This is a genomic window from Actinomadura fibrosa (genome assembly GCF_900659615.1).
In the GTDB taxonomy this organism is placed as follows: Bacteria; Actinomycetota; Actinomycetes; order Streptosporangiales; family Streptosporangiaceae; genus Spirillospora; species Spirillospora fibrosa.
In genome coordinates, this window is record NZ_CAACUY010000237.1 from 1 (window position 1) to 13113 (window position 13113).

General features: G+C 74.3%; 11 protein-coding genes. 4 read left to right on the forward strand and 7 right to left on the reverse strand.

Translation table 11 applies throughout. From position 1 onward, the window contains the following. Nucleotides 1-14: 14 nt before the first annotated feature. From E1300_RS40405 to E1300_RS40430, 6 genes are read right to left on the reverse strand one after another with little or no spacing between them, the layout of a single operon-like run. On the reverse strand, nt 15-425 hold the full coding sequence (locus E1300_RS40405; RefSeq protein ID WP_131762574.1) for a cobalamin B12-binding domain-containing protein: 411 nt from the start codon (nt 423-425) through the stop codon (nt 15-17). Further along, nucleotides 426-2066 (reverse strand): methylmalonyl-CoA mutase family protein, encoded by a 1641-nt coding sequence (locus tag E1300_RS40410; protein ID WP_207400237.1) that lies wholly within the window; start codon nt 2064-2066, stop codon nt 426-428. A gap of 17 nt (nt 2067-2083) precedes the next feature. Next, the gene (locus E1300_RS40415; RefSeq protein ID WP_131762575.1) at nt 2084-3262 is read right to left on the reverse strand and encodes an amidohydrolase family protein; all 1179 of its coding nucleotides are present in this window, start codon (nt 3260-3262) and stop codon (nt 2084-2086) included. Nucleotides 3263-3291: 29 nt separating this feature from the next. Next, a complete protein-coding gene (locus E1300_RS40420; RefSeq protein ID WP_131762576.1) occupies nt 3292-4836 on the reverse strand; it encodes an AMP-binding protein in 1545 nt (514 codons plus the stop codon). A 33-nt stretch (nt 4837-4869) separates the two neighbouring features. Next, nucleotides 4870-6075, reverse strand: a complete 1206-nt coding sequence (locus tag E1300_RS40425) for a CaiB/BaiF CoA transferase family protein (RefSeq protein WP_131762577.1) — start codon at nt 6073-6075, stop codon at nt 4870-4872. Continuing rightward, on the reverse strand, nt 6072-7499 hold the full coding sequence (locus E1300_RS40430; RefSeq protein WP_131762584.1) for an aldehyde dehydrogenase family protein: 1428 nt from the start codon (nt 7497-7499) through the stop codon (nt 6072-6074). Before E1300_RS40430 ends, E1300_RS40425 begins: the two co-directional genes overlap by 4 nt. A gap of 269 nt (nt 7500-7768) precedes the next feature. On the opposite strand from E1300_RS40430, the gene E1300_RS40435 reads away from it, so the two are divergent. The 3 genes from E1300_RS40435 (at nt 7769) to E1300_RS40445 (ending at nt 10569) form a co-directional block, all read left to right on the forward strand. Continuing rightward, the gene (locus E1300_RS40435) at nt 7769-7960 is read left to right on the forward strand and encodes a ferredoxin (protein ID WP_131762578.1); all 192 of its coding nucleotides are present in this window, start codon (nt 7769-7771) and stop codon (nt 7958-7960) included. A gap of 24 nt (nt 7961-7984) precedes the next feature. Further along, nucleotides 7985-9670: a thiolase C-terminal domain-containing protein gene (locus E1300_RS40440; protein WP_131762579.1), complete on the forward strand. Its 1686-nt coding sequence runs from the start codon at nt 7985-7987 to the stop codon at nt 9668-9670. 107 nt (nt 9671-9777) lie between these two features. Continuing rightward, a complete protein-coding gene (locus E1300_RS40445; RefSeq protein WP_131762580.1) occupies nt 9778-10569 on the forward strand; it encodes an enoyl-CoA hydratase in 792 nt (263 codons plus the stop codon). Here E1300_RS40445 and E1300_RS40450 read toward each other — a convergent pair. After that, complete coding sequence (locus E1300_RS40450) at nt 10556-11602, reverse strand: enoyl-CoA hydratase/isomerase family protein (protein WP_131762581.1); 1047 nt, start codon at nt 11600-11602, stop codon at nt 10556-10558. The genes E1300_RS40445 and E1300_RS40450 overlap by 14 nt on opposite strands. A gap of 136 nt (nt 11603-11738) precedes the next feature. Here E1300_RS40450 and E1300_RS40455 point away from each other — a divergent pair, with 136 nt between their 5' ends. Further along, the gene (locus E1300_RS40455; protein ID WP_131762582.1) at nt 11739-12971 is read left to right on the forward strand and encodes a CoA transferase; all 1233 of its coding nucleotides are present in this window, start codon (nt 11739-11741) and stop codon (nt 12969-12971) included. Nucleotides 12972-13113 lie beyond the last annotated feature (142 nt).

The window sequence follows — 13113 nt, forward strand, 5'->3', positions numbered from 1 at the left end:
CGTGCGCGGAGCGGTCAGGGCGCGGCGGCGGCGCCGGTGAGGGCGCGGACCTCCGCCACGAGGTCGTCCAGGGGCGTGCCGGACGGGAAGACCGCGGCGGCGCCCGCGGCCCGGAGGCGGGGCACGTCCGCCGCCGGGATCGTGCCGCCCACCACCACCGTGACGTCGGCGGCGCCGGCGGCGCGGAGCGCCTCCACGGTGCGGGCCGTCAGGGCGACGTGCGCCCCGGACAGGATGCTCAGGCCGACGAGCGCGACGTCCTCCTGCAATGCGATCGCCACGATGTCCTCGACCCGCTGCCGGATCCCGGTGAACACGACCTCGAACCCGGCGTCGCGGAGCGTCCTGGCGACGATCTTCGCGCCGCGGTCGTGGCCGTCCAGGCCGGGCTTGGCGACCAGCACGCGCACGGGCGTCTCGGGCATCTAGAACACCACCGGTTGCTGGAACTCGCCCCAGACCGCCTTCAGCGCGGCGACCATCTCGCCCACCGTGCAGTAGGCGATCGCGCAGTCGATCAGCGGGCCCATCAGGTTGTCGGTGCCCTCGGCGGCGCGGGCCAGCTCGGCCAGGCGCGCCCGGACGGCGCCGGCGTCGCGTTCGGCCTTCACCCGGGCCAGCCGTTTCAGCTGCCGGTCCCGGCCCTCGGCGTCCAGCTCGTACGTCGCGATGTCCGGGGCGGGCTCGTCGGAGACGAAGCGGTTGACCCCGACCACCGGCCGCGCCCCCGACTCCACGTCCCGGTGCAGCCGGTGCGCCTCGTCGGCGATCAGCCGCTGGAGGTAGCCGTCCTCGATCGCCCGGACCATGCCGCCCCGCCGGTCCAGGTCGTCCATGATCTCGATGATGCGGGCCTCCGTCGCGTCGGTGAGCGCCTCGACGAAGTACGACCCGCCGAGCGGGTCGGCGACGCGGGCGACGCCCGTCTCGTGGGCCAGGATCTGCTGGGTGCGCAGCGCCAGCGTCGCCGACTCCTCGCTCGGCAGCGCGAACGGCTCGTCCCAGGCCGCGGTGAACATCGACTGGACGCCCCCGAGCACCGACGCCATCGCCTCGTAGGCCACCCGCACGACGTTGTTGCGCGCCTGCGGCCCGTACAGCGAGGCGCCGCCGGCGACGCAGCCGAAGCGGAACATCGACGCCTTGTCCGTGGTGGCCCCGTACCGCTCGCGGACGATCGTCGCCCACCGCCGCCGTCCCGCCCGGTACTTGGCGACCTCCTCGAAGAAGTCGCCGTGCGTGTAGAAGAAGAACGAGACCTGCGGCGCGAACCGCTCGATCGTCATCCGGCCGCGGGCGAGGACCGTGTCGCAGTAGGTGACGCCGTCGGCGAGCGTGAACGCCATCTCCTGCACCGCGTTGGCACCGGCGTCGCGGAAGTGCGCGCCCGCCACCGAGATCGCGTTGAACCTCGGCACCTCGGCGGCGCAGAACTCGATCGTGTCGGCGATGAGCCGCAGCGACGGCTCGGGCGGCCAGATCCAGGTGCCCCGCGAGGCGTACTCCTTGAGGATGTCGTTCTGGATCGTCCCGGTCAGCTTCGCCCGCGGCACGCCCGCGCGCTCGGCCGCGGCCACGTAGAACGCCAGCAGGATCGCGGCGGTCCCGTTGATGGTGAAGCTCGTGCTCACCCGGTCCAGCGGGATGCCCTCGAACAGGATCTCGGCGTCGGCGAGGGTGTCGACCGCGACGCCGACCCGTCCGACCTCGTCGCCCACCTCGGGGTCGTCGGAGTCGTGGCCGCACTGCGTCGGCAGGTCGAGCGCGACCGACAGGCCGGTGCCGCCCTGCTCCAGCAGGTAGCGGTAGCGGCGGTTGGACTCCTCGGCGGTACCGAACCCCGAGTACTGGCGGAACGTCCACAGCCGCCCCCGGTACCCGGACGCGTAGTTGCCGCGGGTGAAGGGGAACCGGCCCGGCTCGGGAGGCTCGGCCGTCCGGTCCCCCGGCCCGTACACCGGCCGCAGCGGGATGCCGGACGAGGTCCGGACCGCGTCCTCCGCGGTGCCGTCCGGGACGCCGCCCGCGGTGCCCGGCGGCCCGCCCGGGTTCGTCTCCCGTTCCACGTCGCGGTCCCCGTCGCTCAGGCCGAGATCAGCCGGGCCAGGTTGCCGCCCATGACCTTCGCCTGGTCCTCCTCGCTGAGCCGGTGCAGCGCCTCGACGTAGCTGACCGGGTCGGCCAGGCCCTCGGGGTGGGGGTAGTCCGAGCCGAACAGCACCCGCTCGACGCCGATGAGGTCGGTCAGCTCGGACATGTCCTCCTCCCAGAAGGGGCTGACGTGGATGCTGCGCTTGACGGCCTCGACCGGGTCCCCGGCGAAGTCCTGCGGCATCTTCTTGTGGATGTCGCCGAGCTGGTCGAGGAGGGGCGCCACCCACGACGAGCCGTTCTCGATGACCGCGATGCGCAGGTCGGGGAAGCGGAACAGCGCGCCGTGGCAGACCCAGGACGCGACCGCGTCCTGCACCGGCCGCCACTCGCCGATCATCCGGAAGGCGTTGGGCTTGAACGGCAGCATCTCGAAGTCGCCGCCCTCCCACTCGCTCGTGTAGCGGGCGTAGCCGCTGTCGGAGGAGTGCATCGCGACCAGGACGCCGTTCTCCTGGACGATCTTCCAGAAGGGGTCGAACTCGGGGAGCGCGAACGAGCGCGGGCCGCGGTACCCGGGCACCGGGGCGGGCCGGACGAGGATGGCCCGGGCGCCGCGCTCCAGGCACCACTCCAGCTCGGCGATGGCCCGGTCCAGGATCGGCAGGCTGATCACCGGCGTGGTGAAGATCCGGTCCTTGTAGTTGAACGACCACTCCTCGTGCAGCCACTGGTTGAGCGCGTGCACGACCACGTGGATCAGCTCGGGGTCGTCGCGCATCCGCTCCTCGACCAGGCTGGCCAGCGTCGGGAACATCAGCGTCCGCTGGATGCCGAGCTCGTCGAGCAGCTCCAGGCGGGGGCCGGGCTCGCGGAAGGCGGGGATCGAGCGCATCGGCTCACCGAAGATCTCCCGGCGGGACTTGCCGTCGGGGTTGCCGACCCGGAAGTACTCCTCCATCGCCCCGGGCCGGGCGACCACCTCGAACGTGGGGTTCGGGATGTAGTCGCTGATGTGCCCGCGGATGGCGATCTTCGTGCGGCCGTTCACCTGCACGTACTGGATCGCGCCCGCGTACTCCTTGGGGAGGTGCCTGGTCAGCGCCTCCTGGGTCTCGTACAGGTGGTTGTCCGCGTCGAAGAGCGGGTACGGCAGCGCACGCGACGGCATGAGATCCTCCCTTGCTGTTAACGAGAATGCTATTCTCTTCCGGGAGGCACCGCAATGCCCCGGCGCAGAAGGAACTTCTGGATCTTGCCGCTCGGGGTGCGGGGGAAGTCGTCCACGGCGTGGAGCTCCTCCGGCCACTTCTGCCGCGCCAGGCCCGCCCGCTCGAAGTGGGCCCGCATCTCCGCGAGCGTCGGGGCGGCCTCGCCGGCCCGCATCCGGACGTGCGCGGCGGCGTGCTCGCCGAGCCGCGGGTCCGGGGCGGCGACCACGGCGGCCTCCGCGACGCCGGGCATGCCGAGCAGGACCTCCTCGACCTCCAGCGCGCCGATGTTCTCCCCGCCGCGGATGATGAGGTCGGACTTGCGGTCGGTGATCGTGAGGTAGCCGTCCCCGTCCACGGTGCCGACGTCGCCCGTCCGGTACCAGCCGTCGCCGTCGAACGCGCGCTCGGTGAGGTCCGGGTCGGTGTAGCCGAGGCAGAGGTCCGGGCCCCTGGTGAGGATCTCGCCGTCGGCGTCCAGGCGGAGCTCCACGCCGGGCAGCGGGCTGCCGTCGGTGTACAGCCGCTTGTCCTCCGGCGCGGTGTACAGCGAGCCCGTCACGGACGGGTGCTCGGTGCTGCCGTACGAGCGGAACACCGTGATGCCGAGGCCGGCCAGCCGGCCGGTGACCGCCGCCGGGACCGCGGACCCGCCGAGCCCCGCGTACCTGAGCCGCCGCAGGTGCCGGGGCGTGCAGCCGGGATGGTCGAGCAGGCTCGTCAGGTAGTACGGCGCGCCGCCGCCCACGGTGAGGCCGTCGCTCAGCATCAGCGCCAGCACGCGGGCCGGGTCCCACGCGTCGGCGAGGTGCACCGGCGACCCGTCCAGCACGGGGATCAGGAAGGCGTTGAGCATGCCGATGAAGTGGCCCACGGGCGCGGCGGTGAGCTGCCGGCCCCGGTCGGGCGGGAACAGCCCGGCGAGCTGGCGCGTCTCGTGGACGAGCGTCCGGTGCGCGTGCACGACGCCCTTCGGGTCGCGCGTGGTGCCGGAGGTGAACGCGATCAGGGCGGGGTCCGCCGGGTCGGCGGCGAGGACGCCGGGCATGGGGTCGTCGGCGAGCAGGTCGCCGAAGTCGCGCCCCACGACGCCGACGACGGGCACGTCCGCGTACAGGTCGGGCTGGTGCTCCATCCGCCCGAACCGCTCGGCCGTGACGAAGACGCGGGGATCGACGGCGCGGAGGATGGAGGACAGCTCCCGGCGCCCGTAGAAGTGGACGATCGGCACGACGACCGCGCCGAGGAGCGCCGACGCCCAGAAGACGGCGGCGGCCTCCATCCAGTTCGGGAGCTGGAACGCGACCGCGTCGCCGGGCCCGACGCCGCGCGCCCGCAGCCCGCCCGCGAGCCGCCGCGCGACCCGCTCCACGTCGCGGAACGTCCCGGACCAGGGGCGCACGTCCGAGTGCACCCGGAACGGGGCCGCGGGCGCCGCGCCGAGCCCGCGGGCCAGCACGTCCCCGAGCGTCTCCCCGGTCCACCAGCCCTCCGACTCGTACCGCTCGACCAGCTCGGCGGGGATCGTACGCATGGCAACGGCTCCGATCGCGGAACGGGAGGACGGTCAGGTGATGGCCCCCGCCGCCTTGAGCGCGATGATGCGGTCCCAGTCCAGGCCCGCCTCGGTGAGGATCTCCTCGGTCTGCGCGGCGAACTCGGGCGCCGGGCCGAGCGGCGGCGGCTCGACGTCGAACTGCACCGGGCTGGTGACGAGCTCCAGCTCGCCCGCCCGCGCCAGGTACTCGTTCGCCCGGATCTGGGGGTCGGCTCCGACCTGCAAGGAGTCCTGCACGGGGGCCCAGGGGCCGGCGAGGGTGGCGAAGCGCTCGGTCCACTCGGCGAGGGTGCGGGCGGCGATCGCCTCCCGCAGGAGCGCGACGCCCTCCGGCGTGTGCTCGGCGATCAGCTCAGCGGTGGCGAAGCGCGGGTCGTCGGCGAGCTCGGGGCGGTCGACGTGGCGGCACACGTCGGCCCAGAACTTCGCGGGCTGGAGCATGACGAGGGACAGGTAGCGGCCGTCGGCCGTGCGGTACAGCCCGGTCAGGGGGTTGGTCGGCGAGCCGTGGGCGCCGGGCGCGAGGGCGACCATCGGCTCGCCGAGACGGAGCGACAGCGCGATGCCGTGGCCCATGGCCCACAGTCCGCTGCCGAGCAGGGAGACGTCCACGACGGACGGCTCGCCGGTGCGCTCGCGGGCGAGCAGCGCCGCCGCGATGCCGCCGGCGAGGTTCGTGCCGGAGATCGTGTCCCCGTAGGCGGGCCCGGGCGGCGGGACCATGCCCTCCGCGCCCGGCGGGGTTAGGCTGGCGGCAGTGCCGGCGCGGGCCCAGAACGCCGTCATGTCGTAGCCGCCCTTCTCCGCCTCCCGCCCCCGCGGCCCGAGCGCGCTCCCCCGTGCGTAGACGATCGCCGGATTGGCCTTCCGGACGTCCTCGACGTCGATGCGGAACCTGCGCCGCGCGCCGGGCAGGAAGCTCGTGAGGAACACGTCGGAGCGGCGGATCAGCTCGTCCAGCACCTCGCGCCCCTCGGGGCGGGCCATGTCGAGGCCGATGCTGCGCTTGCCGCGGTTGGCGTGCTCGACGTTGGGGTTCGGGTCGCCCTCGACGCGCATGGTCCCGGTCTGCCGCAGCCCGCGCTGCGGGTCGCCGGTCACGGCGTGCTCGACCTTGATCACGTCCGCGCCCCAGTCGGCGAGCACGGCGCCCGCAGACGGGACGAACCCGTACATCGCGACCTCCAGGACGCGGATCCCGTCGAGCGGCCTCACGCGACCACCGCCGCGAGGGTCTTGTACTCCAGGAACTCCTCCAGCCCGGCGACGCCCATCTCGCGTCCGATGCCCGACTGCTTGTAGCCGCCGAACGGCGCGTCGGGGGCGAAGTAGTTGCCGCCGTTGATGCTGAACGTGCCGCTGCGGACGCGCCGCGCCACGGCGACGGCCCGCTCCTCGTCGGCGCTGTGCACCGCGCCGGAGAGGCCGAAGATCGAGTCGTTGGCGATGCGGACGGCGTCGTCGTCGCCGTCGTGCGCGATGACCGCGAGGACGGGGCCGAAGACCTCGTCCTGCGCGATCTCGCCGCCGGGGTCCACGCCGGTGAGCAGCGTCGGGGTGTAGAAGAAGCCCGGGTCCACCCGCTTGCCGCCCGTCACCAGCGTCGCGCCCGCCGCGACGGCCCGCTGGACCATCCCGTCGACCTTGTCGCGCTGCCGCTCGCTGATGAGCGGGCCCATGAACGTCTTGGGGTCGGCGGGGTCGCCGTACGGGACGCGCTCCAGGTGCGCCGCGACCTGCTCGACGATGGCGTCGTGCCGCGCGCGCGGCACGACCAGCCGCGAGGTCAGCGCGCAGCCCTGCCCCGCGTGCGAGCAGATGGAGAAGGCTGCGAACAGGGCGGCGGCCTCCAGGTCGGCGTCGTCCAGGACGATCATGGCGGACTTGCCGCCGAGCTCCAGGAAGACCCGCTTCACCGTCCCGCTCGCGGCCTCCATGATCCGGCGCCCGGTGGCGGTGGAGCCGGTGAAGGTGACCGCGTCGACGCCCGGGTGGGTGGTGAGCACCTCGCCGGTCGCGACCTCCGAGGAGGTGATGACGTTGACCACTCCGGCCGGGATGTCGGTGTGGGCGGCGATCAGCTCGCCGAGCGCGAGCGTGGTGAGCGGCGTCTCCGGAGAGCCCTTCAGCACGACGGTGCAGCCGGCGGCGAGCGCGGGCGACAGCTTCGCGAGCGCGAGCTGGTTCGGGTAGTTGTAGGGGATGATCGCGGCGACCACCCCCGCCGCCTCCTTCTCCACCCACCGCCGGTGCCGCTGTCCGCGCGTCTCGATCTCGCCGAGCTCCTCGGTCCAGGAGTAGGACGCGAGCAGGTCGGCGTAGTAGCGGACCAGCTCGATCGGCTGGTCGAGCTGCGGGCCGTGGGTCAGCATGCGGGGCGCGCCGACCTCGGCGATGGTGAGCTCGCGCAGCTCCTCGCTGTGCTCGGTCAGCGCCCGGTGGAGCTGGTCGAGGCACCGCGCGCGGAAGGCGTGGTCGGTCGCCCACGTCGTGGCGTCGAAGGCGCGGCGGGCCGCCTCGACGCCCGCCTCCGCGTCGGCGGGCGCGGCGTCCGGCGCCCGGCCGAGCACCTCGCCGGTCGCGGGGTTGAGGGTGTCGAACGTCCGGCCCGCGTCCACGAGCCTCCCGTCGATCAGCATGCGCTTCACGGCCGTACCGCCCGTCCGCCGCCGGTGAGAACCGCCGCCCTGTGCTGGAACCGCATCCCGGCCTCCTTCCGTTGGCCTGGAAACTACATTCTCATTCAGAGCGAATCAACCTCCACAGGGCGGCGGGCGGACGGGCCGCGGGCGGCCGCGCCCCGCCGCCCCATGATCGGGACTTCCGGGAACTCCACGTGCGAGAGTACGATTCTCGTCACTGGAAGGAAGATTTTCGCCACGACGCGCGAGACGAGGGAGACGCGACCGTGAAGGTACGAGTCGACGCCGAACGCTGCCAGGGACACACGCTTTGCGCGATGAACGCTCCGGACGTCTTCGAGCTCGACGACGTGGACGGGCACGCCTCGCCCGTGTCCGAGGACGTCCCCGCCGACCTGGAGGCGGACGTGATCGAGGCGGTCCGGTCGTGCCCGGAGCGCGCGATCAGCGTCTCCTGACCCCGGCCGAGCGAAGGAGACCACGTGACCGTGCCCCCGGGCCGTCCCTTGCCCCTGCTCACCCTGGACAACGCGTTCTTCTGGACGTCCGGCGCCGACGGCCTGCTGCGGTTCCAGGAGTGCGGGTCGTGCTCCGCCCTGATCCATCCGCCGCAGCCGGTCTGCCGGTACTGCCGCGGGCGCGCCCTGGGCGTGCGGGCCGTGTCGGGGTTCGCGACGCTGATCGGCTTCACCGTCAACCACCGGTTCAGCCTGCCCGGCCTCCCGGCGCCCTACGTCGTGGCGCAGGTCGCGATCGAGGAGGACCCCCGCGTCCGGCTGACCACGAACGCGGTCGGGTGCGACCCGGAGTCCCTCGAACTGGGCATGCGGATGGAGGTCGTCTTCGAGCGCGCCGAGGACGTGTGGCTGCCGCTGTTCCGCCCGGCGGCCCCGGACGCGCCGCCCGCGCCCCCGGCCGACGAGGAGGCGCCGGGCGGGGATCCGCTGCACGAGACCGCCCCGGAGGAGGTGCGGCGGTACGTGCGCCCCATGGTCACGCGGGAGAAGTTCGAGGACAGGGTCGCGATCAGCGGCATCGGCGCCTCGCAGATCGGCCGCCGGCTCATGGTGTCCCCGCTGTCGCTGACCGTCCGGGCGTGCGAGCGCGCCGTCGCCGACGCCGGCCTCACCCTGGACGACATCGACGGCCTCTCGACCTATCCGGGCGGCGGAGCGTTCGGCGGGTTCGCCGAGGGCGGCGTGACCGCGCTGGAGTCGGCGCTCGGGATCCGGCCGACCTGGCACAACGGCGGCCCCGAGACGTTCGGCCCGGGCGGCTCGGTGATCGCGGCGATGCTCGCGGTCGCCGGGGGGCTGGCCCGGCACGTCCTCTGCTTCCGGACGCTGTGGGAGGCCACGCACGCCGAGCAGGTCCGCCGCGGCGAGATCGCGCCGCCCGCCGGCCGGGTCGCGGGCTGGACGGCGCCCTTCGGCGCGGTGTCGGCGGCGCACACCCTGGCGCAGAACGCGCAGCGCCACTTCCACCGCTACGGGACGACCCGGGAGACGCTCGGCTGGATCGCGCTGAACCAGCGGGCGAACGCCGGGCTCAACCCCGCGGCGGTCTACCGCGACCCGATGACGATGGACGACTACCTGGCGGCCAGGACGATCACCACGCCGTTCGGGCTGTACGACTGCGACGTGCCCTGCGACGGCGCGATCGCCGTCATCGTCTCGGCCGCGGACGCCGCGCGGGACCTCGCCCGGCCGCCCGTGCTGGTCGAGGCGGTCGGCACGCAGATCATCGAGCGGCTGGAGTGGGACCAGAGCACGCTGACGCACGAGCCGCAGGTCCTCGGGCAGGCCGCGCACCTCTGGACCCGGACGTCCCTGCGGCCCGAGGACGTCGACGTGGCGCTGCTCTACGACGGGTTCACCTTCAACTGCCTGTCGTGGATCGAGGCGCTGGGCTTCTGCGGCATCGGCGAGGCCAAGGACTTCCTGGAGGGCGGCAAGAACATCGCCCGGGACGGCCTGCTCCCGCTCAACACCCACGGCGGGCAGCTCTCGCACGGGCGCACCCACGGCATGGGGCTGGTCCACGAGGCGGTCGTCCAGCTGCGCGGGGACGGGGGCGCGCGGCAGGTCCGGGACGCCCGGGTGGCCGCGGTGAGCAGCGGCGGCCTCACGCCCAGCGGCGTGCTCCTGCTGCGGACCGAGACCTGACGGCTCGATGAGACCATTACTTGCTCTGAAAGAGAATGTTATTCTCTCGCCAGGCGCGCCGTCATCGCCGGGCGCGCACCCGGCCGGCCCGGCTAAGGAGACACGAGATGAGCCACATCCTGTACGAGGTCGAGGACAGGGTCGCCGTCATCACCCTCAACCGGCCCGAGGCCGCCAACGCCCAGACGATGGAGCTGCTGGACGACCTCGACGCCGCCTGGACCCGCGCCGCCGCGGACGACGGCGTGCGCGTCATCGTGCTGCGCGGCAACGGCCGCCACTTCTCCGCCGGGCACGACCTCAAGGGCGGCGGGCCGGCCCCGGAGAAGATCACCCTGGAGCACATCTACCAGGTCGAGGCGCGCCGGTACCTGGAGTACACGCTGCGCTGGCGGAACGTCCCCAAGCCGTCGATCGCCGCCGTCCAGGGCAAGTGCATCGCGGGCGGCCTCATGCTCTGCTGGCCCTGCGACCTCATCGTGGCCGCCGAGAACGCGCAGTTCTCCGACCCGGTCGTCAACATGGGGATCGGCGGGGTCGAGTACCACGGCCACACCTGGGAGCTCGGCCCCCGCAAGGCCAAGGAGATCCTGTTCACCGGACGGGCCGTCACCGCCGAGGAGGCCGAGCGGATCGGCATGGTGAACCGCGTCGTCCCGCTGGACGAGCTCGACTCCGCCGCCATGGAGCTCGCCGGGCAGATCGCCCAGATGGACTCGTTCGCGCTGAGGCAGGCCAAGCGCGCCGTGAACCAGACCCTCGACGTCCAGGGCTTCTACGCGGCGATCCAGGCGGTGTTCGACATCCACGAGACCGGCCACGGCAACGCGCTCAGCGTCGGCGGCTACCCCGTCCTGATGAGGCTGGAGGAGATGAAGGGGCGCATCAAGGCCCAGTGAGCCCGTCGACCAGGCCCCAGGCGTGAGCGGTCTCCGCGTCCAGGGCCTCGCCGGTCAGGGCGAGGTAGAGGGCGCGCCAGCGGCCGATCCGGCGCGGGACGCCCACGGTGCCTCCCGCGCCGGGGATCAGCCCCATGGACACCTCGGGCAGCCGGAACGTCGCGTCCGGCCGCGCGGTGACGCGGGCGGCGAGGGCGGGCAGCTCGACGCCCGCGCCGACGCACGTCCCGTGGACGCGAACCTCCAGCCGGGACCCGAGCCGGTGGACCAGCCGTCCCGCGCCGCCGCGCGTCCGGACGAGGTGGGCGGTCGCGAGGTCGGGCGCGGTGCCGAACTCGCCGAGGTCGCCGCCGGAGCAGAAGGCGGGCCCGGCCCCGTCCAGCGTGACGCGGCCGATCCCGCCGTCCAGCAGGGCGACTTCGAGGGCGTCCACGAGGGCGTCGCGGACCTGCCTCCCGTAGGCGTTGCGCCGCTCCGGCCGGTTGAGCGTGATGCGCAGTCGCCCGCCGTCCCGGGCGACCAGCACGGGTTCGGTCGTCTCGGGCGGTCCGGGACGCGGGCCGCGCGCGGCGAGCCATCGCCGGAACTCCTCACCGCCGAGGAGGGTGGAGTAGGCGTAGGACTCGACGTCCAGAGCCGCCGGGACGGGCAGCTCACCGGTCGTCCTGAGTACGTCGCGCAGCATCAGCGCGGCCTGGGGGTGGCTTGTGACGGCGTCGTGCAGCGCTCGGACCCGCTCCTCCGGGTCAGCGACGTCCACCGTCTCTCTCCCGGCTTCACTCGTGCCGAGGGTGAGGTCGAGCGCTTGGACGAGTTCCAGGGGAGGTTGGCCTCCGCGCGCCGTGCCGATCAGGATGCGGTCGGACTCGCGGGCCTGCCGCACCGCGTCCGCGACGATCGCGGCATCGCCGGGCATGCCCGCGAGGTCCACGAACACCAGCGGGTCGCGGACCGCGCCGTCCGGGCCGAGGAGCGGCGCGCCCGCGGCCCCGGCGGCAAGATCGGCGATCGAGACGTGCACGGGTCCGGTCATCGGCTCCTCCCGGCGGGGTCCCGCGTCCCGGCCGTGCGGCGGATCCACGCGGCGATCTTTCCGGGGACCGGAGTGTATCGTCGGGCCATGCCGAGCGACGCCGACGGCGGGACGCCTCCCGGATGAGCGCGCCCGGATGAGCAGGGCGGAGGCGCAGGCCGCATGGGCCGCGAGCGGCGCGGTCGCGCTGACCGGCCGTCCCGGCGGGCCGCCTCTCGTACCGCCCGGCAGGGGGGCGCTGCTCGCCCGTCAGCTCGCCGAGATCTTCGCGGACCGCGCCGGGGCGCGCCTTCCCCTGGACGGCTCGCGCCTGCTCTCCGAGCGGGCCGCCTTCACCGGCCACCGGCGCCGCGGGACGGTGTCGGCCGGGGGCGCCTGCCGCCTGCTCCCCACGGCGGACGGCTGGGCGGCCGTGTCCTGCGCCCGTCCCGACGATCCCGCCCTGCTCGGAGCCCTCACCGGCACCGGCGCGGCCATCGGCGACCCCTGGCCGGACGTCACCGCCTGGCTGCGCGAGCACACCGGCGCGGAGCTGGCCGAGCGCGCGGAGCTCCTCGGGGTCGCGGCCGGGCCGGTCCGGCCGCCCGCCGTCCCCCGGCCGCTTCCGGAACCGCTGCCGCCCCGCCCGGTCGCGGGCCTGCTCGTCGCCGACTTCAGCGCGCTGTGGGCCGGGCCGCTGTGCGCCCACCTGCTCGGCCTCGCCGGGGCGCGCGTCGTCAAGGTCGAGACGCCGGGCCGGCCGGACGGGGCCCGCCGCGGCGACCCGGGCTTCTACCGGCTGCTGCACGCCGGGCACCGCTCGGTCGTGCTCGACCCCGCGGCTCCCGGGGGGCGGCGGGCGATGGCGGCGCTGGTGGACGCGGCGGACATCGTCGTCGAGGCGTCGCGGCCCCGCGCGCTCGCCCGGTTCGGCCTGGACGCCGAGGCGGCCGCGGCCGCCGGCGGCACCACGTGGATCTCGATCACCGCGTACGGGCGGGACGACGGCCGGATCGGCTTCGGCGACGACGTGGCCGCCGCGTCCGGGCTCGTCCGCCGCGAACCGGACGGCACGCCGCTGTTCTGCGGGGACGCCGTCGCCGACCCGCTCACCGGCCTGGTGGCCGCCGTCCTCGCGGCGTCCGCGCCGATCGCCGGCGGCGCCGTGTGGGACGTGGCCATGGCCGACGTCGTCGCGGCGACCCTGGACCAGGAAGACGGCACCCCTCCCCCGGCCGCCGTCCCGTGCGGGGACGGCTGGGCCGTCGAGACCGAGGACGGGACGGTACCGGTCGCCGAACCCGTGCGGCGAGAGGCGGCGGGCACCGCCCCCGAGCCGGGCCGCGACACCGCCGACGTGCTCGGCGAGCTGGGAATCCCCGTTCCGTGAGCGGGCTGCTGCTGCGCGACGCCGAGATCGGCGGGCGGGTCCGGGCGGACGTCCGGGTGGCCGGCGGCCGGATCGCGGAGATCGGCTCCGGGCTGGCGCGGCGGCCCGGCGAGCCCGCGGTCGCCTGCCGCGGCGGCGCGCT

Coding starts and splice junctions, on each gene's coding strand:
- E1300_RS40450 (WP_131762581.1), bottom strand. CDS start 11,602: ATGACCGGACCCGTGCACGTCTCGATCGCCGATCTTGCCGCCGGGGCC.
- E1300_RS40415 (WP_131762575.1), bottom strand. CDS start 3,262: ATGCCGTCGCGTGCGCTGCCGTACCCGCTCTTCGACGCGGACAACCAC.
- E1300_RS40445 (WP_131762580.1), top strand. CDS start 9,778: ATGAGCCACATCCTGTACGAGGTCGAGGACAGGGTCGCCGTCATCACC.
- E1300_RS40405 (WP_131762574.1), bottom strand. CDS start 425: ATGCCCGAGACGCCCGTGCGCGTGCTGGTCGCCAAGCCCGGCCTGGAC.
- E1300_RS40420 (WP_131762576.1), bottom strand. CDS start 4,836: ATGCGTACGATCCCCGCCGAGCTGGTCGAGCGGTACGAGTCGGAGGGC.
- E1300_RS40455 (WP_131762582.1), top strand. CDS start 11,739: ATGAGCAGGGCGGAGGCGCAGGCCGCATGGGCCGCGAGCGGCGCGGTC.
- E1300_RS40430 (WP_131762584.1), bottom strand. CDS start 7,499: ATGCTGATCGACGGGAGGCTCGTGGACGCGGGCCGGACGTTCGACACC.